This window comes from Pseudomonas sp. C11 (assembly GCF_034683865.1).
Taxonomy (GTDB): Bacteria; Pseudomonadota; Gammaproteobacteria; order Pseudomonadales; family Pseudomonadaceae; genus Aquipseudomonas.
Map to the genome: position 1 here is coordinate 65,319 of NZ_JAWIIP010000012.1, position 20,149 is coordinate 85,467.

Consider the following 20,149-nt stretch of genomic DNA (forward strand, 5'->3'; position numbering starts at 1 on the left):
CATGGATGACTTTCATTCGAGCCACCTGCTCGGCCTGCTGATCTTCCTGATTCTTTGCTCGGCGTTCTTCTCCAGCTCCGAGACCGGGATGCTCAGCATCAACCGCTACCGCCTCAAACACCTGGCCAAGGAAGGCCACAAGGGCGCCCGCCGCGTGTCGCGCCTGCTCGAGCGCCCGGATCGACTGCTCGGCACCATCCTGGTCGGCAACAACGTGGTGAACATCCTCGCCGCCTCTATCGCCACGGTGCTGGCGGTGGAAGTCTGGGGCGAAGCCGGCATTGCCATCGCCACCGCCGGTCTCACCGTCATCGTGCTGATCTTCGGCGAGATCACGCCCAAGACCCTGGCGGCCCTGCGCCCCGAGCTGGTTGCCTTTCCCGCCAGCCACGTGCTGATCTTCCTGCTACGCCTGCTCTATCCGGTGGTATGGCTGACCAGTGCGGTGAGCAACCTGCTGCTGCGCCTGTTCGGCGTCGATCCGGCACAACGCGCCAGCGACAGCCTGTCCACCGAGGAGCTGCGCAGCGTCGTGCGCGAGTCGGGCCCGGAGCTGCCGGAGAACCGCCAGAGCATGCTGCTGGGCATCCTCGACCTGGAACGGGTCACGGTGGACGACATCATGATTCCGCGCAATGAGGTGGTCGGCATCGACCTCGAAGATGACCTGGAAACCATCATCGACCAGCTGCGCACCACCCATCACACGCGGCTGCCGGTGTACCGCAGCGACATCAACCAGATCGAAGGCGTGGTGCACATGCGCCAGATCGCGCGCCTGCTCAGCCACAATCAGTTGACCCGCGAGAGCCTGCTGGCGGCCTGCAACGAGCCGTACTTCATCCCCGAAAACACGCCGCTGTCGACGCAACTGATCAACTTCCAGAAGGAAAAGCGCCGCATCGGCATCGTCGTCGACGAGTACGGCGACGTGATCGGCATCGTTACCCTGGAAGACATCCTCGAGGAAATCGTCGGTGACTTCAGCAACCAGGACAGCCTGCGCAGCCCCGACATTCACCCGCAGGACGATGGCACCCAGGTCATCGATGGCGCAGCCTACATCCGCGAGGTGAACAAGAGCCTCGGCTGGCACCTGCCCAGCGATGGCCCGAAGACCCTCAACGGCCTGATCACCGAAGCCCTGGAGAGCATTCCGGACAGCCCGGTGTGCCTGAAGATCGGCCCGTATCGCCTGGAAATTCTCCAATCGGCCGAGAACCGGGTGAAGAGCGTGCGTGTCTGGCAGGCGGAAAAAATTAGCGCAGAGACGGCAGCAGCCGACTGACGTGCACAGCCAGGCCCTCGGCCCACTGCCGATAGCCCAACGCTGAAGGGTGGTAACCGTCCTCGGCCAGATACTGCGCCTCGAAGCGCAGATCCAGCGCGCAATGCTGCGCCCTCAAGCGTGCTGCCAGAACCTGCAACTCCCCATCGAGCAGCCGCGCACGCCAGCCCATCAGCATCCGCAGTAACCAGGGCAAGGCATGAAAGTGCTGCAGCGGCGGCACTGCGCTGAAGGCGACGCGCGCACCGCGCTCGGCCAGCGCGGTCGCCATCGTGGCCATCGACGCCTGCCAACGCGCGCTCGACGTCAGGTGCGTGGTGTCATTGACGCCGAACACCAGCAACGCCAGATCGGCCGGCTCGTCCAGCGCCTGCGGCAATAGGCGCTCACACGCCTGCACGGCGGTGATGCCATTCTCACCAAAGGCGCGCCAGCTCACCGGTCGCTGCAGATGCGCGGCCAAGGCCGAAGCCAGGCAGGCGGCCAGTGCCTGATCCAGATGGGTCACCCCGACGCCGGCCACCGTCGACTCGCCGATCAGCAGCAGGCGCAGGGGTTCAGCGGTAAAGGCCTCACCGGCAATGCCATGGGCCTCACCCTGCGCCACGGGCAGGCGCACCGCCGTGCGCCGGGTATGCCATGCCAGAGGCAATAGCGCCGGCAACAACGGCACGGTCAGCGCCCACCAGAGCGCGTGACGGCTCACAGCTGGACGCGTACCGCCCGCGCGCTGCGCAGTGCCTTCTCACGCGCCGCTTCGATCGACTCGTCGCGCGCCAGTGCCACACCCATGCGGCGCTGCCCCTTGACCTCGGGCTTGCCGAACAGGCGCAACGCGGTATCCGCCTCGCTCAGTGCCGCGCCGAGATTGGAGAAACTGGCCTGCTGCGAATTGCCTTCGACCAGGATCACCGCCGAAGCCGACGGCCCCATCTGGCGAATGGCCGGAATCGGCAGGCCGAGAATGGCGCGCGCATGCAGGGCGAACTCGGACAGTTCCTGAGAGATCAGCGTCACCAGACCGGTATCGTGCGGACGCGGAGACACTTCGCTGAACCACACCTGATCACCCTTGACGAACAGCTCGACGCCGAACAGGCCACGCCCGCCCAGCGCTTCGGTCACCGCCAGGGCAACGCGCTCGGACTCGGCCAGCGCTTTCGGGCTCATCGGTTGCGGCTGCCAGGACTCCTGATAGTCGCCGTTCTCCTGGCGGTGGCCAATCGGCGCGCAGAAGCTGGTACCACCGGCATGACGCACGGTGAGCAGGGTGATTTCGTAATCGAAGTCGATGAAGCCCTCGACGATCACCCGGCCCTTGCCCGCACGACCACCTTCCTGAGCGTAGTCCCAGGACTTCTGCAGGTCGGCGTCGCTTTTCAGCACGCTCTGGCCCTTGCCGGAAGAGCTCATGATCGGCTTGACCACACAGGGGTAGCCGACCGACTTCACCGCTGCGGCGTAGTCCTCGAAGGTGTCGGAGAAGTGATACGGCGAGGTCGGCAGGCCCAGCTCTTCAGCCGCCAGGCGGCGAATGCCCTCGCGGTTCATGGTCAGTTGCGCCGCACGCGCGGTCGGCACCACATTGAAGCCTTCAGCCTCCAGCTCGACCAGCGTGGCAGTAGCGATGGCCTCGATTTCCGGCACGATGTAGTGCGGCTGTTCCTTCTCGATCACTGCACGCAAGGCTGCGCCGTCGAGCATGTCGATCACGTGGCTGCGATGCGCCACCTGCATGGCCGGTGCATTGGCGTAGCGATCCACGCCGATGACTTCGCAGCCCAGGCGCTGCAGCTCGATGACCACTTCCTTGCCAAGCTCGCCGCAACCACACAGCAGTACACGGGTCGCGGACGACGACAAAGGGGTTCCAATACGGGGCATGAGGATTCCTCGAACAGTGAATCAGGAAGGCATTAAAAGACCCGAAGCGCGGGCGCGCTCCAGGCAGCGTTGCAACACCACGCGGCGCTCGGCATTGTCCATGCGGCCCCAGCGGGTGATTTCGTCAGCGGTGCGCTGGCAGCCCAGGCAGATGTCCTGCTCGTCCAGCGCACACACGTGCACACAGGGCGAGCGCACGGGTTTCTCGTCATTCATCGTCAACAACCAGCTCTCGGGCATAGCGCTGCGCATTATGAACGTAATGGGCAGCGCTGGCCTCCAGCATCTTCTTCTGCGGCTCGCTCAGCTCGCGCACCACCTTGCCGGGGCTGCCCATGACCAGGCTGCCATCGGGGATCACCTTGCCTTCGGGAATCAGGCTGTTGGCGCCGATGATGCAGTACTTGCCGATCTTCGCGCCGTTGAGGATCACCGAGTTGATGCCGATCAGGCTGTAATCGTCGACCGTGCAGCCATGCATCATCACGTTATGACCCACGGTGACGCCCTTGCCCAGGGTCAGCGGAAAGCCCATGTCGGTGTGCATCACGCTGCCGTCCTGCACGTTGCTGTTCTCACCGATGTGGATCAGCTCGTTGTCGCCGCGCAGCACGGCACCGAACCAGACGCTGGCGCCGGCCTCCAGACGCACCTTGCCGATCAGGTCGGCGCTCGGCGCGACCCAGCTTTCGGGGTGAGCCTCGACACGGGCAGTTCCCAGGCGATATTTCATGAGCGGCATTCCTCAGCGCAGGTGAATGAAATGTTCAGGCGGCTGGTGCAGGGCGATGTCGGCGTCGTAAAGCAGATTGACCAGCTCGACCACCATGATCGCGGTCAGGCCCCAGATGCGGTACTCGCCATAGGTGTAGGACGGCACGTACCAGCTCTGCCCGAGGTAGTCGATGCGGTGGGTGACCTCACGCGGGTCGCTGCGGAAGAACTCCAGCGGCACCGAGAACACCGCCGCGATTTCAGCATCATTGGCCTTGTACTCGACATAATCGGGCACCAGCCCGACGTAGGGCGTGACCCGGATGCCATGGCGCGACACCAGCGGGCTGAGCGGCCCGACCACTTCGACCAAGCCAGGCGGCAGACCGACTTCTTCCTCCGCCTCGCGCAGCGCGGTGTGAATGAGGTCGCGATCCTCGGGGTCACGGCGTCCACCGGGGAAAGCCACTTCGCCACCGTGGGTCGACAAGCCACTGGCGCGCAGCGTCAGCACCAGTTCGGGGTCTTCGCTACGGGTGATGGGTACCAGCACCGCCGCCTCGGGCAAATGGCGGTTGGTCTCCAGAGTACGCGGGCTGTATTCGCGCACACGATGGAGTAGCTCATCCTGCATGGTCACACTCGCATGTTGTTGTAGTTGGGCCTTCCCGCTTCGCCGTGAGCCGCGAACGAATCAGTGACAGACCCCGGAATCATGGCATGAAAGGCGCTGGCCGCCCAACTCCGGGTTAGGGCACGCTGGCCGAATTCGCGGGCTTGCCGGCCAGACGCCGCACCAGCAAGATAGCGCCAGGAAGCGAGGACAGAGCATGAAATTCTGTAACCAGTGCGGCAAGCCAGTGACCCACATGATACCCCCTGGCGACAACCGCCTGCGCCACGTGTGCGGCCATTGCGACACGGTGCATTACGAAAACCCACGCATCGTTGCCGGCTGCCTGCCAGTGTGGGGGGAACAGGTGCTGCTGTGTCGTCGCGCCATCGAGCCCAGACGCGGTTACTGGACGCTACCGGCCGGTTTCATGGAAAACGGCGAAACCATCGAGCAGGCCGCCGCCCGCGAAACGCTGGAAGAAGCCTGTGCCCGCGTACGCGCGCTCAGCCTCTATACCCTGTTCGACCTGCCGCACATCAGCCAGGTGTACATGCTGTTCCGCGCCGAACTGGTCGACCTGGACTTTGCCGCCGGCGAGGAAAGCCTGGAAGTCCGGCTATTCGCCGAAAGCGAGATTCCCTGGGCAGAGCTGGCTTTCCCGACCATAGGCCGTACCTTAGAATGCTTCTTCGCCGACCGTCGGCAGAATGTCTTTCCGGTGCGTAACGAGCCACTCGAGCCGCTGCGTCCCCACTCCACATCCCGTTGACCTTTGCGGATACCCTCGATGCGCTGGCTGTTCACCCTGCTTTGTCTGACCCTCAGCTTCAACACCCTGGCCAGCAGTCCCGTCGTCGACGGGCAGCGAACGGTGGACAAGGTGCTGGTGATGAAATCCGAGCGCAAGCTGTACCTGCAGCAGCGCGGCGAGACCATCAAGAGCTACCGCATCTCCCTGGGCAAGCAGCCCGATGGAGCCAAGCAGCGCGAGGGCGATCTGCGTACGCCGGAAGGCTTCTACTGGATCGACTGGCGCAAGCCCAGCGACAACTATCAGCTCTCCCTGCACATCTCCTACCCCAACGCCCGCGACCTGGCCAAGGCCAAGCAGGCAGGTGTGCCGCCGGGCAGCATGATCATGATTCACGGCACGCCCGTGGATGAGGAGTACCCGGAGTGGTTCTTCCACACCCTGGACTGGACCGAAGGCTGCATTGCCATGAGGAACGCCGACATTCGCGAGGTCTGGAACCTGGTCAAGGACGGCACGCTAATCGAAATCAGGCCCTGAACCACCAGATTGAAAAAGGCGCCATCGGCGCCTTTTTCATATCGACTAGAACTGAAGATCGGATAACCGCCAGACATCGAATGCCGGCGTTTCATAGGGATGGCTCTTCTTCAACGCCTTCACCGCATCGTGGATCAGCTCGTCGGCAACGACCATCTCCACCTTCCACTCCGCCACTTCCTCGACGCCGCCCACTTCGCCGATGAACGGCTGGCTGCCCTCCAGCGCCCGGAACTGGCCGCGCCCCAGTACCTGCCAGCAGCAGTTGTCGTAGCGGCCAACGCGCCCGCCGCCAGCTGCGAACACCGCCTTTTTCACCGGTTCCAGATGGGCTTCCGGCACGTAGAAACACAGTTTGTACATCAAGCTCTCCGCAAATGGGCAACCGAACAACAGACAATCCATGACGCCAATATGATGTCACTTTGACATGTCATTGTCTTGAGATCACCCGCACAAAATCACAGCTCACAACGAACGATTCGCTGTTTTCGACCCCGACGCAGGCTGTGACGTTCTCAGTTACCCGAGAAAAAACGCCGCCACTTGTCGATCAGGCCTGGGGCTGGCGGACTATGGCTGCCATCGCAGTAAGGCAGACTGACGGAACGACGGCAGCGGCACAGCAGCAGACGCTGCTCGCGCTCGGGACGCAGCTCTAGAGACTGTTGGCAATCGGGCGTGCAGTTCGGCATCTCGGGCGAATGCCCGCAGCGGCACTGGCGATGGGTTTCACCTGGGCGGACCAGGCGAACTTCGGGGAGGATGGGGCGAGCGTCTTCGGCCATGGCAGCGTAGCCCGGATGGAATCCGGGGAGTGTGCCAGGGATCATTGCCGGATTGCATCCGGGCTATGCGCCCTGCTCCCCTTTCCCGTTTGCGGGAGGAGAGGGTTCGGCGCGGGGCACAACACCCTCTCCCGCCCTTCGGGCACCCTCTCCCATGAATGGGAGAGGGTCATCAGAAGGCCGCTACGCGGCCGCTATTAGTCCACCCAGACGCGGGCGTTGCGGAACATGCGCATCCAGCCGGCGTCTTCCTGCCACTCGTCCGGGCGCCAGGAGTTCTGCACAGCGCGGAACACGCGCTCAGGGTGCGGCATCATGATGGTGACGCGGCCGTCGCGGCTGGTCAGGCCGGTAATTCCGCGCGGCGAGCCGTTGGGGTTGGCCGGGTAGGCTTCGGTGACCTTGCCGTGGTTGTCGACGAAGCGCAGGGCCACAGCGCCGGACAGATCGGCCTCCAGCAGGGCTTCCTCGCTCTCGAACTCGGCATGGCCTTCACCGTGGGCGATGGCGATGGGCATGCGCGAGCCGGCCATGCCCTGCAGGAAGATCGACGCCGACTCCTGCACCTGCACCATGGCCACGCGCGCCTCGAACTGCTCGGAGCGGTTGCGCACGAAGTGCGGCCAGGCCTCGGTGCCCGGAATCAGCTCGTGCAGGTTGCTCATCATCTGGCAGCCGTTGCACACGCCGAGGGCGAAGCTGTCCTTGCGCTCGAAGAAGGCCTGGAAGCCTTCGCGGGCACGGGTGTTGAACAGGATCGACTTGGCCCAACCTTCGCCGGCACCGAGCACGTCACCGTAGGAGAAACCACCGCAGGCCACCAGGCCCTTGAACTGCTCCAGGCTGACGCGACCGGCAAGGATGTCGCTCATATGCACGTCGATGGCGGAGAAGCCGGCGCGGTCGAACGCCGCAGCCATTTCCACCTGGCCGTTGACGCCCTGCTCGCGCAGGATCGCCACTTGCGGACGTACGCCCTTCTTGATGTAAGGCGCAGCGATGTCCTGATTGACGTCGTAGCCGAGCTTGACCGACAGACCGGGGTTGTCTTCTTCCAGCAGCAGGTCGAATTCCTGGTCGGCGCACTGAGCGTTGTCACGCAGGCGCTGGATGCGATAGCTGGTTTCCGCCCACTGACGCTGCAGCAGACGACGCTCGCCGGTGAATACCGCTTCACCCTGGAAGCTGACGATGATGTCGCCGTTGTTGACCGGCTGACCGATCACCGCCACGCAGTCATCGAGACCAGCAGCACTGAACTGCGCCAGCACTTCGGCGGTGGCGTCCTGGCGGACCTGGATCACCGCACCGAGTTCTTCGTTGAACAGCACGGCCGGCAGCTCAGCTGCGGCATCGGCCAGGGCGTCGAGGTTCAGGGCCAGGCCGCAATGACCGGCGAAGGCCATTTCCAGCACAGTGGTCATCAGGCCGCCGTCGGAGCGGTCGTGGTAGGCCAGGATGTGGCCGTCGGCGTTCAGGCCCTGCACCACGGCGAAGAAGGCCTTGAGGTCTTCGGCATCGTCAACGTCCGGCACCGTCTGGCCGATCTGCGCATGGGTCTGCGCCAGGATCGAGCCACCCAGGCGATCCTGCCCACGACCGAGGTCGATCAGGATCAGGTCGGTTTCGCCCTTGTCCATGCGCAGTTGCGGGGTCAGGGTCTGGCGCACGTCCTGTACCGGGGCGAAGCCGGAGATCACCAGCGACAGCGGCGAGGTCACGCTCTTCTCGCCCTCTTCGTCCTGCCAGCGGGTCTTCATGGACATGGAGTCCTTGCCCACCGGGATGGTGATGCCCAGCGCCGGGCACAGCTCCATGCCGACGGCCTTGACGGTGTCGTACAGGCGCGCGTCCTCACCCGGATGACCGGCAGCGGCCATCCAGTTGGCCGACAGTTTGATGTCGGAGAGTTTGTCGATGCGCGCGGCGGCCAGGTTGGTGATGGTCTCGCCAACGGCCATGCGGCCGGATGCCGGCGCGTCGAGCAGCGCCAGCGGCGTGCGCTCACCCATGGCCATGGCTTCGCCGGTGTAGACGTCGAAGCTGGTGGCGGTCACGGCGCAATCGGCTACCGGTACCTGCCAGGGGCCAACCATCTGGTCGCGAGCGACCAGGCCGGTGATGGTGCGGTCGCCGATGGTGATCAGGAAGCTCTTGCTGGCCACGGCCGGATGGCGCAGCACGCGCGATACCGCGTCCTGCAGATCCAGGCCGGAGGCGTCGAAGTCATCGCCCTGCTCCGCTTCGCGGCTGACGCTGCGGTGCATGCGTGGCGGTTTGCCCAGCAGCACTTCCAGCGGCATGTCCACCGGGGTGTTACTGAAGTGGCTGTCGGTGACGGTCAGGTGCGGCTCGGCAGTGGCCTCGCCGACCACGGCGAAGGGGCAGCGCTCGCGTTCGCAGATGGCCTGGAAGCGCTCGAAGTCGGCAGCGTCGACGCTCAGCACATAACGCTCCTGCGACTCGTTGCACCAGATTTCGTGCGGGGCCATGCCCGGCTCGTCGTTGGGCACGTTGCGCAGCTCGAAGCGACCACCACGACCACCGTCGTTGATCAGCTCCGGCAGGGCGTTGGAGATGCCGCCAGCGCCAACATCGTGGATGAACTTGATCGGGTTGGCCTCGCCCAACTGCCAGCAGCGGTCGATGACCTCCTGGCAGCGGCGCTCCATTTCCGGGTTCTCGCGCTGTACCGAGGCGAAATCCAGATCAGCCGAACTGGCGCCGGTGGCCATCGAGGAGGCTGCACCGCCACCGAGACCGATGAGCATGGCCGGGCCGCCGAGCACGATCAGCTTGGCGCCGACCGAGATTTCGCCCTTCTGTACGTGGTTCTCGCGGATGTTGCCGAGACCACCGGCGAGCATGATCGGCTTGTGGTAGCCACGTACTTCCTCACCGCGCGGGCTGCTCACCGCCTGCTCGAAGGTACGGAAGTAGCCATTGAGCGCCGGACGACCGAACTCGTTATTGAATGCGGCGCCGCCAAGCGGGCCTTCGATCATGATGTCCAGCGCGCTGACGATGCGCTCGGGCTTGCCGTAGGGCTTTTCCCAGGGCTGGAGGAAATCGGGGATATTCAGGTTGGAAACCGAGAAGCCAGTCAGACCAGCCTTCGGCTTGGCACCACGACCGGTGGCGCCTTCGTCGCGGATCTCACCACCGGAGCCAGTGGAGGCGCCGGGGAACGGGGCGATGGCGGTCGGGTGGTTGTGCGTTTCCACCTTCATCAGAATGTGCACCGGCTCCTGCACCGCGCCGTACTGGCGGGTCTCAGGATTGGGGAAGAAGCGACCGGCGGTGTGGCCGACGATGACCGAGGCGTTGTCCTTGTAAGCGGACAGTACGCCTTCGTTGTGCATCTGGTAGGTGTTCTTGATCATGCCGAACAGCGACTTGTCCTGGCTCTCGCCATCGATGTCCCAGCTGGCATTGAAGATCTTGTGGCGGCAGTGCTCGGAGTTGGCCTGGGCGAACATCATCAGTTCGATGTCGTGCGGATTGCGCCCCAGGTCATTGAAGCTCTTCACCAGGTAGTCGATTTCGTCCTCGGCCAGGGCCAGGCCCAGATCCTGGTTGGCCTGCTCCAGCGCGGCGCGGCCACCACCGAGTACGTCCACGGCGGTCAGCGGCTTGGGCTGGGCATTGCTGAACAGCGCACCAGCGTCTTCCAGGGCGCCCAGCACCAGCTGAGTCATACGGTCATGCAGCAGGCTGGCAACGGTGGCGCTGTCGGCTTCGCTCAGTTCGCCGCTCACGTAATAGGCGATGCCGCGTTCCAGACGCTGGATCTTGCTCAGGCCGCAGTTACGGGCGATGTCGCTGGCCTTGCTGGCCCAGGGCGAGATGGTGCCGAAACGCGGGATGGTCAGAAACAGTTTGCCGCTGGGCTCCTGCACCGGCACGCTCGGGCCGTACTTGAGCAGGCGCGCCAGCACCTGTTCTTCATCGGCAGTCAGAACGCCGGTGACATCGGCGAAGTGTGCGAACTCGGCGTACAGCCCGGTCACGGCCGGCACCTTGCTGGTCAGTTGCTCGAGCAATTTGCCATGGCGGAAAGCGGAAAGAGCGGGAGCGCCGCGCAGAATCAACATCGTCGGGACAGCCTCTGGAGAAGGGGGTGTGCTTAGAGGCCGTGCATTCTAGCCTAAAGCCGCGCGCGCGGCACCCGTGCCGCGCCGTTTCAAGACGGGCGAGCGCTAGCAGAGAAGCGCCTCGCTGTCGAGATATGGCACTGGATGCGCTTTGCGTATACTGCGCCGATGTTTGCACGACCTGCGATACGCATGCGTTGCGCCACAAGGCTGTTGGCGATTGGAACCCTCCTGATGCTTGCTGGCTGTGGCGAAGAGCACAAGCCCAGCGTACTCGAGCAGGTAAAGGCGGAGGGTGAGCTGCGCGTGGTCACCCGAAACAGCCCGTCGACCTATTTCCAGGATCGTAACGGCGCGACCGGTTTCGAATACGAACTGGCCAAGCGCTTCGCCACCGACCTAGGCGTGGAACTGAAGGTCGAAACCGCCGACAACCTCGACAGCCTGTTCGCCAGCATCGACCGCAAGGACGGCCCGGTACTCGCCGCCGCCGGCCTGATCGATACGCCCCTGCGCCAGCGCCAGGCACGCTTCTCCATCCCTTATCTGGAAGTCACCCCGCAGGTCGTCTACCGCCAGGGCGAATCACGCCCGACCAAGCCGGAAGACCTGATCGGCAAGCGCATCCTGGTACTGGCCGGCAGCAGCCATGCCGAACAGCTGGCCGCCCTCAAGCAACAACTTCCGGATCTGCAATTCGAAGTCTCCGACGCCGTCGAGGTGGTCGACCTGCTGCGCATGGTCGACGAAGGTCAGATCGACCTGACCCTGGTCGACTCCAACGAACTGGCGATGAACCAGGTGTACTTCCCCAACGTGCGCGTTGCCTTCGACCTGGGCGAAACCAACCGCATGCGCTGGGCCGTCGCCGCTGGCGAAGACGACAGCCTGCTGCAGGAAATCAACGCCTTCCTCAAGCGCGCGGAAGCCAACGGCACCCTGCAACGCCTGAAAGAACGCTACTACGGCCATGTCGACGTGCTGGGTTACGTGGGCGCCTACACCTTCGCCCAACACCTGCAGCAGCGCCTGCCGCGCTACGAGCAGATGTTCCGCCACTCGGCCCGCACGCATCAGGTGGACTGGCGTCTGCTGGCCGCCATCGGCTATCAGGAATCCATGTGGCAGCCTGGCGCCACCTCCAAGACAGGCGTGCGCGGGCTGATGATGCTGACCCAGCGCACCGCGCAATCGGTCGGCGTCGCCAACCGTCTCGACCCCAAGCAGAGCATCGAAGGCGGCGCGCGCTACTTCCTGCAGGTGCACAGCCAGTTGCCGGAAGACATCGCCGAACCGGATCGCACCTGGTTCGCCCTGGCCGCCTACAACGTCGGCGGCGGACATCTGGAAGACGCCCGGCGCCTGACCGAAGCCGAGGGCCTGGATCCGAACAAATGGGCCGACGTGCAAAAGATCCTGCCGCGCCTGGCGCAGAAGCAGTGGTACAGCAAGACGCGCTACGGCTACGCCCGCGGCGGCGAGCCGGTGCATTTCGTGCGCAACATCCGCCGTTACTACGACATCCTGACCTGGGTGACCCAGCCGCAGCTGGAAGGCACCGAGGTCGCCGAGAGTGGTATTCACTTGCCGGGCATCGACAAGCGCAAACCCGAAGACGAAACCCCGCCGCTCTGACGCCTGCCGCCCTCAGCGCAGGCTCTGATTACCCACCGAGCAACGACTCTGTGCCCGCTTCGCCTGCGGCAAGGCCGCCAGCGCCGACGCACACTGCGCCTGGCTCGGCATCCGCTCGACCTTGAGGTTGGACGCTTCGTCGATGCTGATCAGGTAGGGATGGCTGTAGCGCGCCCGGTCGTTCCATTCACTGAAGTGCTGCGTGGTGAACACGCAGCGATAATCCAGCTGGCCGGTGAAACCCTTGAAGCGATCCCGCATGAAGATATGGTGATAGCGCAGCCAGTCGCGATCACGCTGGCCATCGCGCACGGCCACCCGGCACTCCTCCAGCGTGGTGATCTCCGGCTCATACAGAAAAATGCTCTGCGCCAGGTTGGAGCCACCCAGTTGCACGGTGGCCAGCAGGTACACGTCTCGCTGCTCGGCCAGAGCCGGAGCCGCCACCAACGCCAACAGCGCCATCAATCGCTTCATCATCTCTCCCTGTAAAAGAACAGCTCAGCTACGCCGCGCCTTGAAGAATGCTTTCAACAGCGCCCCGCTCTCCTCGGCCAGCAGCCCGCCTTCCACCATCACCCGATGATTGAGAAAGCCCTGCTCGAAGAAACGCCCCTGACTGACCGCCATGCCCGCACGCGGCTCGCTGGCGGCGAACACCACACGGGCGATACGTGCATGCACGATAAGCCCGGCGCACATGCTGCACGGCTCCAGCGTGACGTACAGGGTGCTGCCCGGCAGGCGGTAGTTCTGCACGCTTTCAGCTGCGGCGCGGATCGCCACCATCTCGGCATGGGCGCTGGGGTCATGGCGCGAGATCGGGCAATTGAAGCCGCGCCCGATGATTTCCCCTTCCTGCACCAGCACTGCCCCCACCGGCACCTCGCCCAGCTCGGCGCCCTGGCGAGCCAGCGCCAGCGCCGCCTGCATGAAGGGCTCGTCAAGGGATCGATCGATGATTCGCGGTCTGTTCATGGAGAGAGAAATGCCAGCAGGCGCCGTTGCCTGTGCGCAATGTACAGACAACGGCGCGGAAAGAAAGCCCCGCCCTTACCAGCCGGACGGCAACAGCTGCAGAGCGCTGAGCACGGCGTACACAGCACTGGCCAGGTAGATCAGCACGATCACCGCCTGCAGCGCCGGATGGGCAATCCAGCCGCATTGCCAGGCCGGCTGCAGATCACCACGGCGACGCGCCTGGCGCAGCATCAGGATGGGCATGATCGAGAGGATCACACCGCTGAAGGCACCGGCGAAGTACAGCGCGTTGACGAAACCAACCATGCCGCTGTAGGCCAGCACGAACGGCGGCACGCACACCAGGCCGAGCACCATCAGGCGGGTCTTGGGCTGCGACTCGGCGCCAAGCGACTGGAACTTGTCGAAGATGTTGGTCAGGAAGCTGCCGCCGAGGCCCCAGTACGAGGTCATCATCGCGCACAGGGCGAAGGTGTTGGCGGTGTAGAACGCCCACTGCCCCAGCGCCTCGCCCCAGGCCAGGGTGGCCACCTCGGACTGATTTTCCAGGCCGGTCAGGGCGATTACCGAAGCCGGCACGATGGCCAGCAGGACGAAGGTGCTGATCATCCCGGTGATCACTGCGCGCGGCAGCAACTGCGGGCGGTCGGCGAAGCCACGGGCCATCTCCGGCACGATGTACTGCGCCGAGAAGCAGAACACGGCGATGTTGAACACCGGCACCATGTAGACCCAGTCGCCTTCGAGCAGACGCGCGGCATCGGTGTTCTCATTGATCAGCGTCGCGACCACCAGAATCAGGATCATGCTGACCATGCCGATGCTGATGAACTTCTCACCCTTGCCGATCGCGCTCAGGCCCAGATACAGCACCAGCGCCGCCGGGGCGAAGAACAGCAGACTGCCCAGCGCCGGGCTGATGCCGAGGAATGCCGAGAGGATCTTGCCGCTGCCGCTCATATAGGCGATCAGCGCACCGATGCTGTTGACCGCGACCGAAAGAAAGATCGCCCAGGAACCGAACGAGCCGACGTAGCGCTTGGCCAGGCCACTGAGCTGGCTATGCGCACGGGTGCGCAGCGCGGTTTCCGAGACGTAGAGCATGGTGATGGTGGTGAAAATGCCGGCCACTGCCAGCCAGAGCAGCAAGGGCATGAAGCCGGCCTTGCGACTGGCGTAAGCCATCGACAGCACACCGGCCCCAATATTGGTGCCCACGATCATGGCCACGGCTTCGAGGAAGCTCAGGCGCTTGACCTCCAGCCCCGATGCGGCCGTCGGCTCGGCGCCGGCTTGCTCCGCCACGGAGCGGATCTGCGTTTCACTCATCACAACACCTCTACAACGAAATCAACGTATCAGGAGGGCCTGAACCGAACTGCCACGGCCTTTGTTCTGAACGGTGAACGGGCATTGCGCAAACAAAACGGAGATCCAGGCCCACCCTGGCGACTGCCCGGAGGACGTCCCGCCCGCCACCAACCAGAGGCCGGCCGCGAACGGGGCGCGCACCTTACCACAAGGTTTCCGGCGCGCGGGCTAGCATCAGGGTTTCAGGCCACCTCGATGGCGGCCATCAGGCCGGTTTCCATGTGATCGATGACATGGCAATGGAACATCCACACCCCCGGGTTATCGGCGACGAAAGCGATGCGCGCCGTCTCGTTCTTGCCCAGCAGGTAGGTGTCGGTGAAGTACGGAATGATCCGCTTGCGATCGGAGTCCAGCACCTTGAACGACATGCCGTGCAGGTGGATCGGGTGCTGGTACTGGGCCATGTTGCGCAGCACGAAGATGTAATGCCCGCCGAGCTTGAGCTTAGCGATGGGGCGGTCGGCGCAGGTCTTGTCGTTGATGTCCCAGGCCTGGCCGTTGATCTGCCAGTACTTGTAGCGTCCGGCGGCTTCGTCGGCCGGCGAGGCCAGCGCCGCCGCCCACTCGAAGTTGAAGCGCAGGGTCTCGGCCTTGGCCAGATCCGGCTCGGCTACCGGGTTGGCTGGCAACGCTGGCGGCCAATCGCCCGGCGCCTCGTTGTTCGCACTGCCCTTGAGGGTGGCCAGGCGCAGCGGGCCATTGCGCAGCGACAGCTCCTGACCGGCAGCCGGCACCTTGAGCGCCAGATCGATGCGCATCCCCGGCCCCAGCCAGTATTCCTTGCCCAACGGCCTCGGCTGCACGGGGTTGCCGTCCAGCGCATAGATGCGCGCCTCGCCGCCCGGCAGGTTGAGGCGATAGGTGACGGTGTTGTCGAGGTTGATCAGACGCAGACGCACCACCTGCCCGGCCGGCAGCTCCAGCGTCGGGTTCGGCTCGCCATTGATGGTGGTCAGACGCCCGCGAGTGCCCTCACGCGCGGCCTCGCGCGGCACCGAGAAGGGCGTAAAGGCGCCCTGCTCGTCCACATGCCAGGTCTTCAGGCTCAGCGTGCGCTCATGGCGAAAGCCGGTCGGCTCGCGCTCCTCGACGATCAGCGGGCCGACCAGGCCGCGGCCGAGCTGCTCACTGCTGGTGGTATGCGGGTGATACCAGTAGCTGCCGGCATCCGGGCAGATGAAGTCGTAATCGAAGTACTCGCCGGGCAGCACCGGCGCCTGGGAGACGTAAGGCACGCCATCCATTGCCAGCGGCAGGCGGATGCCATGCCAGTGAATGGTGCTCTGCTGCTCCAGCTTGTTGATGAAGCGCACCCGCAAGCGCTCGCCCTGGCGGCAGCGCAGTTCGACACCCGGCGCTTGCCCGCCGTAGCCCCAGGCTGGCGTGACATGCCCCGGCACCAGCTCCATATCCACCGGCGCGGCGATCAGCTCGTAGTCATGGGTTGCCACATTCTCCGGGCGCCCCAGCCAATAACGCACACCACCAGCGCCCAGACCGACCACACCCAGGCCAGCCAAACCGGCCAGCACCTGTCTACGGGAAAATGCCATCTACGACCTCGACGATTCGTGCGCTTCACTCAGTTGCAATATCTTCTCATTATCGCAAGGGTGTTGCCCAGAATCGCCCCCGGCCAGCAGTGACAGATCGCCACATCAGCCAGGTGCAGGACAGGATCGGTGCCTCAGTTTTCGCTCAGCGCGAAACGCGCTGCGCGCTCAACCAGTTCGCCGTCGGGGCGCACACCGGTGTACAGGACGAACTGCTCCAGCGCCTGCAGCACGATGACTTCGCCTCCGGTGATGACCGGCTTGCCCAGCGCCCTGGCCAAACGGATCAGCGGGGTTTCCACGGGCACGGCCACCACGTCGAAGATCCATTGCGCAGCCTCGACGGCCGCCTCGTCGAAAGCCAGTTGCTCGGCCTGCTCGCCACGCATGCCCAGCGGCGTGACATTGACCAGCAGCCCGGCAGGCTGAGCATCCAGGCTCTCGCACCAGTCCACGCCGCACACATCGGCCAGCGCCCTGCCCGTGTGCGCGTTGCGGGCGACGATGCAGCCGTTGGCAAAACCGCTGTCCCGCAAAGCGCAACCCACCGCCTTGGCCATGCCGCCGCTGCCGCGCAATGCATAAGGGATGTCACGCGGCACGTCGTGCTGCGCCAGCAACTTCACCACGGCGCTGTAATCGGTGTTGTAGCCGGTCAGCCGTCCCGCATCGGCAACGATGGTGTTGACCGACTGCAGAGTGGCAGCCGATTCGTGCAAACCATCGAGGCAGGGAATGCAGGCTTCCTTGAACGGCATCGACACCGCACAACCGCGCACGCCGAGGGCACGAATACCACCGATCGCAGCCGGCAGATCGTCGGTGGTGAACGCCTTGTACAGATAGTCCAGTTCCATGGCCTGATACAGGTAGTTGTGAAAGCGCGTGCCGAAATTGCCTGGCCGCCCGGACAACGACATGCACAGGCGCGTGTCCTTGTTGATATGCAAGGTCATCGCCCATCAGTCCAGCAATGCCAAGGCTTCGGCGCTGACCTGGCGCACGGCGTCCCAGCCCGTCGAGCTGTCGAGCATCCAGCTACCGCCGACACACATCACATTGGCCAGCGCCATGTAGCGCTGCAGATTGGCCGGGCCAACGCCGCCGGTCGGGCAGAAACGCACATCCGCGAAGGGGCCACCAAAGGCCTTGAGCGCGGCGACTCCGCCACAGACCTCGGCCGGGAACAGCTTGAAACGGCGGTAACCGAGGCGGTAGCCGAGCATGATTTCCGAGGCGCTGGCCACGCCAGGCAGCAGGGGCAGCGGGCTTTGCAACGCGGCCTGCAGCAGCTCATCGGTGCTGCCGGGGCTGACCACGAACTGCGCGCCGGCCTCTTCCACCGCCGCCAGCGTGTGCGGATCCAGCACCGTACCGGCGCCGATGCACAGGTGCGGGCGCTCCTGGCGCAGGCGGCGGATGGCCGTCAGACCATGGGGCGAGCGCAGGGTGATTTCCAGCACCTGCAGGCCGCCGGCATCCAGAGCATCGGCCAGCGGCAGGATGTCCTCCTCGCGGGCGATGGTGATCACCGGCATGATCCGCGCGCGGGCGCAGAGCGCATCGATGCTGGCGACCTTCTCGGCCATGCTGGGAACCGTGCGGCTCATGGATTGGGTCATGGCATTGCTCCTTACGGGCACCAATAGATGTTCAGGGGCGCACCAATGAAGGCGCTGATCGGCATATGGTGCGGATCACGCTGCTGCAGCGCCTGTTCCAGTACCACCAGCTTGCTCTGGCCTTCTATCGCCAGGATTTGCAGTCGCGCGGCCTTGAGCACGGGCAGGGTCAAGGTCAGGCGCTGGTGCGGCACGCTCGGCGCCAGCATCGGCAGGCAGCGGCGCGGGCAATCGGCCTGCAACGCCTGCGGCAGATTGGGACTACCAGGGAACAGCGAAGCGGTATGGCCATCGGTGCCCATGCCCAGCACCAGCACGTCGATTGGCGGCAGCTCGCGCAGGGCCTGCTCGGTCAGCTCAGCAGCCTGTTCCAGGCTCCCTGCACTGTGGTAAAGACCGAGCAAACGCGCCTCGGCAGCCGGCCCCTGCAACAGATGGCGGCGCACCAGCGCCTCGTTGCTGTCCTCGTGACTGACCGGCACCCAGCGCTCATCGGCCAGGCTCACCAGCACCTTGCTCCACGGCAGAGCCTGCATCGCCAGCGCCTGGAAGAAGGCAATCGGGCTGCGCCCACCGGACACCACCAGCGTGGCCTGCCCGTTCTCGGCGATGGCCTCACGCAGGGCGGCGGCTACGCGCTCGGCCAGCGCGCTGGCCAGATGTTGTGCCCGCTCGAAGCCATGCGTCACGACGCCAGCGGGAAATTGCAGATCAGAGATCGCCATACCAGGCCCATCCATCACGAGTGGTCAGGGCAATGGAACTCATTGGCCCCCAGGTGCCGGCGACGTAAGGCTTGGGCGAGTCGCCGAGTTTCTGCCAGCCGGCGATCAGTTGATCGCACCAGTGCCAGGCATGCTCGATTTCATCCTTGCGCACGAACAGGTTCTGATTGCCACGCATGACCTCCAACAGCAAGCGCTCGTAGGCATCGGGAATCCGCTCACTGCCGTAGGCCGTGGAGAAATTCAGCTGCAGTGGCCCGCTGCGCAACTGCATGCCCTTGTTCAGCCCCTGATCCTTGGTCATCACCTGCAACGAGATGCTCTCATCGGGCTGCAGACGAATGATCAGCTTGTTACCGATCAACTGGCGCTGCTCGGGGGCGAAGATATAGTGCGGCGGCGCCTTGAAGTGAATGACGATCTGCGACAGTTTCTGCGCCATGCGCTTGCCGGTGCGCAGGTAGAAGGGTACGCCGGCCCAGCGCCAGTTGCGGATGTCGGCACGCAGCGCGACGAAGGTTTCCGTGTCGCTCTGGGCGTTGGCGTTTTCCTCTTCCAGATAACCGGGCACAGGCTTGCCGTCGCTGATGCCAGCCACGTACTGGCCGCGCACCACGCGCTGCGACAGTTGCTCGGCGCTGATCGGCTCCAGCGCACGCAGCACCTTGACCTTCTCGTCACGGATGGCATCGGCCGAGAGGTCGCCCGGTGGATCCATGGCGATCAGACAGAGCAGTTGCAGCAGGTGGTTCTGGATCATGTCGCGCAGTTGCCCGGCCTTGTCGAAATAGCCCCAGCGCCCCTCGATCCCCACCTTCTCCGCCACGGTGATTTCCACATGGCTGATGTGGTTCTGGTTCCACTGGGTCTCGAACAGGCTGTTGGCAAAACGCAGGGCGATGAGGTTCTGCACCGTCTCCTTGCCCAGGTAATGGTCGATGCGGTAGACCCGGCTCTCCGGGAAGTAGGCGGCCACTGCCTCGTTGACCGCACGCGAGGATGGCAGGTCGTGGCCGATGGGTTTTTCAAGCACCACGCGGGTGTTGGCAGCGAGGTCGACCGCGGCCAGGTTGGCGCAGATGCCGCCATACACCGAAGCCGGCGTGGCGAAGTAGGCGATCAGGGGGCGATCACGCCCGACCCACTCGGCCAGTTGCGGGTAGCCATCGGCCGGCAGGAATTCCATGCCCAGGTAGTGCAGGCGCGCCCGAAAGCGCTGCAGCACGGCTTCATCCAGCTCATTGGCCGGCAGGTAGCGGCGCAGGTGGCGTTCGATCACCTCCAGGTGCATGGCAGCGTCACCCGTCTCGCGAGCCAGGGCCAGCAGCCGGGTGTCCTCGTGCAGCAGGCCGGCACGGTCGAGCTGATACAGGGCGGGAAACAACTTGCGCAGCGCCAGGTCACCCAGGGCGCCGAACAGGGCAAAGGTACAGGGTTCAACGGGCATCACAGGCATGATCTTTTTTCTTCTATCAAGTTGCAGTATTGATAGCGGCTAATACCGAGCATGGCAACCTCAATGTAGTAATAAAAACAACATTTTCTGGAAAATCCTGTAGCGGTAGCCAGCCAGCGAGCCCCAGC

General features: G+C 64.4%; 21 protein-coding genes and 1 pseudogene. 4 read left to right on the forward strand and 18 right to left on the reverse strand.

Features of this window, described 5'->3' with window-relative positions; all coding sequences use genetic code 11:
* The first annotated feature begins 1 nt into the window (after nucleotide 1).
* Nucleotides 2-1,288 carry an HlyC/CorC family transporter gene (locus VC352_RS18950; protein ID WP_322981067.1) on the forward strand — a complete coding sequence of 429 codons (1,287 nt, stop codon included), beginning with the start codon at nucleotides 2-4 and terminating at the stop codon, nucleotides 1,286-1,288.
* On the opposite strand, the gene VC352_RS18955 is transcribed toward VC352_RS18950, so the two are convergent.
* The 5 genes from VC352_RS18955 to VC352_RS18975 are packed head-to-tail and all read right to left on the reverse strand — an operon-like array spanning nucleotide 1,260 to nucleotide 4,520.
* Nucleotides 1,260-1,994, reverse strand: a complete 735-nt coding sequence (locus tag VC352_RS18955; protein WP_322981068.1) for an SGNH/GDSL hydrolase family protein — start codon at nucleotides 1,992-1,994, stop codon at nucleotides 1,260-1,262. The two genes, VC352_RS18950 and VC352_RS18955, sit on opposite strands and share 29 nt — an antisense overlap.
* The gene (gene purT / locus VC352_RS18960; RefSeq protein WP_322981069.1) at nucleotides 1,991-3,172 is read right to left on the reverse strand and encodes a formate-dependent phosphoribosylglycinamide formyltransferase; all 1,182 of its coding nucleotides are present in this window, start codon (nucleotides 3,170-3,172) and stop codon (nucleotides 1,991-1,993) included. Before purT ends, VC352_RS18955 begins: the two co-directional genes overlap by 4 nt.
* Before the next feature lie 21 nt (nucleotides 3,173-3,193).
* Complete coding sequence (locus tag VC352_RS18965; protein WP_147810018.1) at nucleotides 3,194-3,388, reverse strand: DUF1289 domain-containing protein; 195 nt, start codon at nucleotides 3,386-3,388, stop codon at nucleotides 3,194-3,196.
* On the reverse strand, nucleotides 3,381-3,905 hold the full coding sequence (locus tag VC352_RS18970) for a gamma carbonic anhydrase family protein (RefSeq protein WP_322981070.1): 525 nt from the start codon (nucleotides 3,903-3,905) through the stop codon (nucleotides 3,381-3,383). Before VC352_RS18970 ends, VC352_RS18965 begins: the two co-directional genes overlap by 8 nt.
* Before the next feature lie 12 nt (nucleotides 3,906-3,917).
* Nucleotides 3,918-4,520 (reverse strand): CoA pyrophosphatase, encoded by a 603-nt coding sequence (locus VC352_RS18975; RefSeq protein ID WP_322981071.1) that lies wholly within the window; start codon nucleotides 4,518-4,520, stop codon nucleotides 3,918-3,920.
* Nucleotides 4,521-4,716: 196 nt separating this feature from the next.
* Here VC352_RS18975 and VC352_RS18980 point away from each other — a divergent pair, with 196 nt between their 5' ends.
* Together VC352_RS18980 and VC352_RS18985 are read left to right on the forward strand one after the other, a co-directional pair.
* Nucleotides 4,717-5,271 (forward strand): NUDIX hydrolase, encoded by a 555-nt coding sequence (locus tag VC352_RS18980; protein WP_322981072.1) that lies wholly within the window; start codon nucleotides 4,717-4,719, stop codon nucleotides 5,269-5,271.
* A gap of 18 nt (nucleotides 5,272-5,289) precedes the next feature.
* Complete coding sequence (locus tag VC352_RS18985) at nucleotides 5,290-5,793, forward strand: L,D-transpeptidase family protein (protein ID WP_322981073.1); 504 nt, start codon at nucleotides 5,290-5,292, stop codon at nucleotides 5,791-5,793.
* 45 nt (nucleotides 5,794-5,838) lie between these two features.
* Here VC352_RS18985 and VC352_RS18990 read toward each other — a convergent pair whose 3' ends face one another.
* The 3 genes from VC352_RS18990 to purL all read right to left on the reverse strand — a co-directional run bounded on the left by VC352_RS18990 (nucleotide 5,839) and on the right by purL (nucleotide 10,675).
* On the reverse strand, nucleotides 5,839-6,156 hold the full coding sequence (locus VC352_RS18990; protein ID WP_322981074.1) for a YqfO family protein: 318 nt from the start codon (nucleotides 6,154-6,156) through the stop codon (nucleotides 5,839-5,841).
* A gap of 155 nt (nucleotides 6,157-6,311) precedes the next feature.
* Nucleotides 6,312-6,581 (reverse strand): CDGSH iron-sulfur domain-containing protein, encoded by a 270-nt coding sequence (locus VC352_RS18995; protein ID WP_322981075.1) that lies wholly within the window; start codon nucleotides 6,579-6,581, stop codon nucleotides 6,312-6,314.
* Nucleotides 6,582-6,778: 197 nt separating this feature from the next.
* Complete coding sequence (purL, locus tag VC352_RS19000) at nucleotides 6,779-10,675, reverse strand: phosphoribosylformylglycinamidine synthase (protein ID WP_322981076.1); 3,897 nt, start codon at nucleotides 10,673-10,675, stop codon at nucleotides 6,779-6,781.
* Nucleotides 10,676-10,843: 168 nt separating this feature from the next.
* Here purL and mltF point away from each other — a divergent pair, with 168 nt between their 5' ends.
* The gene (mltF, locus tag VC352_RS19005) at nucleotides 10,844-12,310 is read left to right on the forward strand and encodes a membrane-bound lytic murein transglycosylase MltF (protein ID WP_322981077.1); all 1,467 of its coding nucleotides are present in this window, start codon (nucleotides 10,844-10,846) and stop codon (nucleotides 12,308-12,310) included.
* A gap of 12 nt (nucleotides 12,311-12,322) precedes the next feature.
* On the opposite strand, the gene VC352_RS19010 is transcribed toward mltF, so the two are convergent.
* The 10 genes and pseudogenes from VC352_RS19010 to zwf all read right to left on the reverse strand — a co-directional run bounded on the left by VC352_RS19010 (nucleotide 12,323) and on the right by zwf (nucleotide 20,021).
* Nucleotides 12,323-12,790: a hypothetical protein gene (locus VC352_RS19010; RefSeq protein ID WP_322981078.1), complete on the reverse strand. Its 468-nt coding sequence runs from the start codon at nucleotides 12,788-12,790 to the stop codon at nucleotides 12,323-12,325.
* Nucleotides 12,791-12,811: 21 nt separating this feature from the next.
* The gene (gene tadA, locus VC352_RS19015; protein WP_322981079.1) at nucleotides 12,812-13,288 is read right to left on the reverse strand and encodes a tRNA adenosine(34) deaminase TadA; all 477 of its coding nucleotides are present in this window, start codon (nucleotides 13,286-13,288) and stop codon (nucleotides 12,812-12,814) included.
* 75 nt (nucleotides 13,289-13,363) lie between these two features.
* Nucleotides 13,364-14,620 carry an amino acid permease gene (locus tag VC352_RS19020; RefSeq protein ID WP_322981080.1) on the reverse strand — a complete coding sequence of 419 codons (1,257 nt, stop codon included), beginning with the start codon at nucleotides 14,618-14,620 and terminating at the stop codon, nucleotides 13,364-13,366.
* Between the two features lie 224 nt (nucleotides 14,621-14,844).
* Nucleotides 14,845-15,423, reverse strand: a complete 579-nt coding sequence (locus VC352_RS25530; RefSeq protein ID WP_416340210.1) for a multicopper oxidase domain-containing protein — start codon at nucleotides 15,421-15,423, stop codon at nucleotides 14,845-14,847.
* Nucleotides 15,424-15,637: 214 nt separating this feature from the next.
* Nucleotides 15,638-15,700 carry a hypothetical protein gene (locus VC352_RS25535; RefSeq protein ID WP_416340211.1) on the reverse strand — a complete coding sequence of 21 codons (63 nt, stop codon included), beginning with the start codon at nucleotides 15,698-15,700 and terminating at the stop codon, nucleotides 15,638-15,640.
* A gap of 53 nt (nucleotides 15,701-15,753) precedes the next feature.
* Nucleotides 15,754-16,218, reverse strand: a pseudogene (locus VC352_RS25540) (multicopper oxidase domain-containing protein); the annotation flags it as partial.
* A gap of 134 nt (nucleotides 16,219-16,352) precedes the next feature.
* Nucleotides 16,353-17,174, reverse strand: coding sequence for a shikimate 5-dehydrogenase (locus VC352_RS19030; RefSeq protein ID WP_322981082.1), 822 nt, complete (start codon nucleotides 17,172-17,174; stop codon nucleotides 16,353-16,355).
* A 6-nt stretch (nucleotides 17,175-17,180) separates the two neighbouring features.
* Nucleotides 17,181-17,840, reverse strand: a complete 660-nt coding sequence (locus VC352_RS19035) for a bifunctional 4-hydroxy-2-oxoglutarate aldolase/2-dehydro-3-deoxy-phosphogluconate aldolase (protein ID WP_322981083.1) — start codon at nucleotides 17,838-17,840, stop codon at nucleotides 17,181-17,183.
* Nucleotides 17,841-17,851: 11 nt separating this feature from the next.
* Nucleotides 17,852-18,565: a 6-phosphogluconolactonase gene (gene pgl / locus VC352_RS19040; RefSeq protein WP_322981084.1), complete on the reverse strand. Its 714-nt coding sequence runs from the start codon at nucleotides 18,563-18,565 to the stop codon at nucleotides 17,852-17,854.
* Nucleotides 18,552-20,021 carry a glucose-6-phosphate dehydrogenase gene (gene zwf, locus VC352_RS19045; protein WP_322981085.1) on the reverse strand — a complete coding sequence of 490 codons (1,470 nt, stop codon included), beginning with the start codon at nucleotides 20,019-20,021 and terminating at the stop codon, nucleotides 18,552-18,554. The genes pgl and zwf overlap by 14 nt, the downstream gene beginning before the upstream one ends.
* Nucleotides 20,022-20,149: the final 128 nt, after the last annotated feature.

What these genes read in the sequence shown, in the direction of transcription:
- VC352_RS18995 (WP_322981075.1), bottom strand. Translation starts at nt 6,581, where the DNA reads ATGGCCGAAGACGCTCGCCCCATCCTCCCCGAAGTTCGCCTGGTCCGC.
- VC352_RS18950 (WP_322981067.1), top strand. Translation starts at nt 2, where the DNA reads ATGGATGACTTTCATTCGAGCCACCTGCTCGGCCTGCTGATCTTCCTG.
- purT (WP_322981069.1), bottom strand. Translation starts at nt 3,172, where the DNA reads ATGCCCCGTATTGGAACCCCTTTGTCGTCGTCCGCGACCCGTGTACTG.
- VC352_RS18980 (WP_322981072.1), top strand. Translation starts at nt 4,717, where the DNA reads ATGAAATTCTGTAACCAGTGCGGCAAGCCAGTGACCCACATGATACCC.
- VC352_RS18990 (WP_322981074.1), bottom strand. Translation starts at nt 6,156, where the DNA reads ATGTACAAACTGTGTTTCTACGTGCCGGAAGCCCATCTGGAACCGGTG.
- tadA (WP_322981079.1), bottom strand. Translation starts at nt 13,288, where the DNA reads ATGAACAGACCGCGAATCATCGATCGATCCCTTGACGAGCCCTTCATG.
- VC352_RS18965 (WP_147810018.1), bottom strand. Translation starts at nt 3,388, where the DNA reads ATGAATGACGAGAAACCCGTGCGCTCGCCCTGTGTGCACGTGTGTGCG.
- zwf (WP_322981085.1), bottom strand. Translation starts at nt 20,021, where the DNA reads ATGCCTGTGATGCCCGTTGAACCCTGTACCTTTGCCCTGTTCGGCGCC.
- VC352_RS18970 (WP_322981070.1), bottom strand. Translation starts at nt 3,905, where the DNA reads ATGAAATATCGCCTGGGAACTGCCCGTGTCGAGGCTCACCCCGAAAGC.
- purL (WP_322981076.1), bottom strand. Translation starts at nt 10,675, where the DNA reads ATGTTGATTCTGCGCGGCGCTCCCGCTCTTTCCGCTTTCCGCCATGGC.
- pgl (WP_322981084.1), bottom strand. Translation starts at nt 18,565, where the DNA reads ATGGCGATCTCTGATCTGCAATTTCCCGCTGGCGTCGTGACGCATGGC.
- VC352_RS19030 (WP_322981082.1), bottom strand. Translation starts at nt 17,174, where the DNA reads ATGACCTTGCATATCAACAAGGACACGCGCCTGTGCATGTCGTTGTCC.
- VC352_RS19035 (WP_322981083.1), bottom strand. Translation starts at nt 17,840, where the DNA reads ATGACCCAATCCATGAGCCGCACGGTTCCCAGCATGGCCGAGAAGGTC.
- VC352_RS19020 (WP_322981080.1), bottom strand. Translation starts at nt 14,620, where the DNA reads ATGAGTGAAACGCAGATCCGCTCCGTGGCGGAGCAAGCCGGCGCCGAG.
- VC352_RS25530 (WP_416340210.1), bottom strand. Translation starts at nt 15,423, where the DNA reads ATGCGCATCGATCTGGCGCTCAAGGTGCCGGCTGCCGGTCAGGAGCTG.
- mltF (WP_322981077.1), top strand. Translation starts at nt 10,844, where the DNA reads ATGTTTGCACGACCTGCGATACGCATGCGTTGCGCCACAAGGCTGTTG.
- VC352_RS19010 (WP_322981078.1), bottom strand. Translation starts at nt 12,790, where the DNA reads ATGATGAAGCGATTGATGGCGCTGTTGGCGTTGGTGGCGGCTCCGGCT.
- VC352_RS18975 (WP_322981071.1), bottom strand. Translation starts at nt 4,520, where the DNA reads ATGCAGGATGAGCTACTCCATCGTGTGCGCGAATACAGCCCGCGTACT.
- VC352_RS18985 (WP_322981073.1), top strand. Translation starts at nt 5,290, where the DNA reads ATGCGCTGGCTGTTCACCCTGCTTTGTCTGACCCTCAGCTTCAACACC.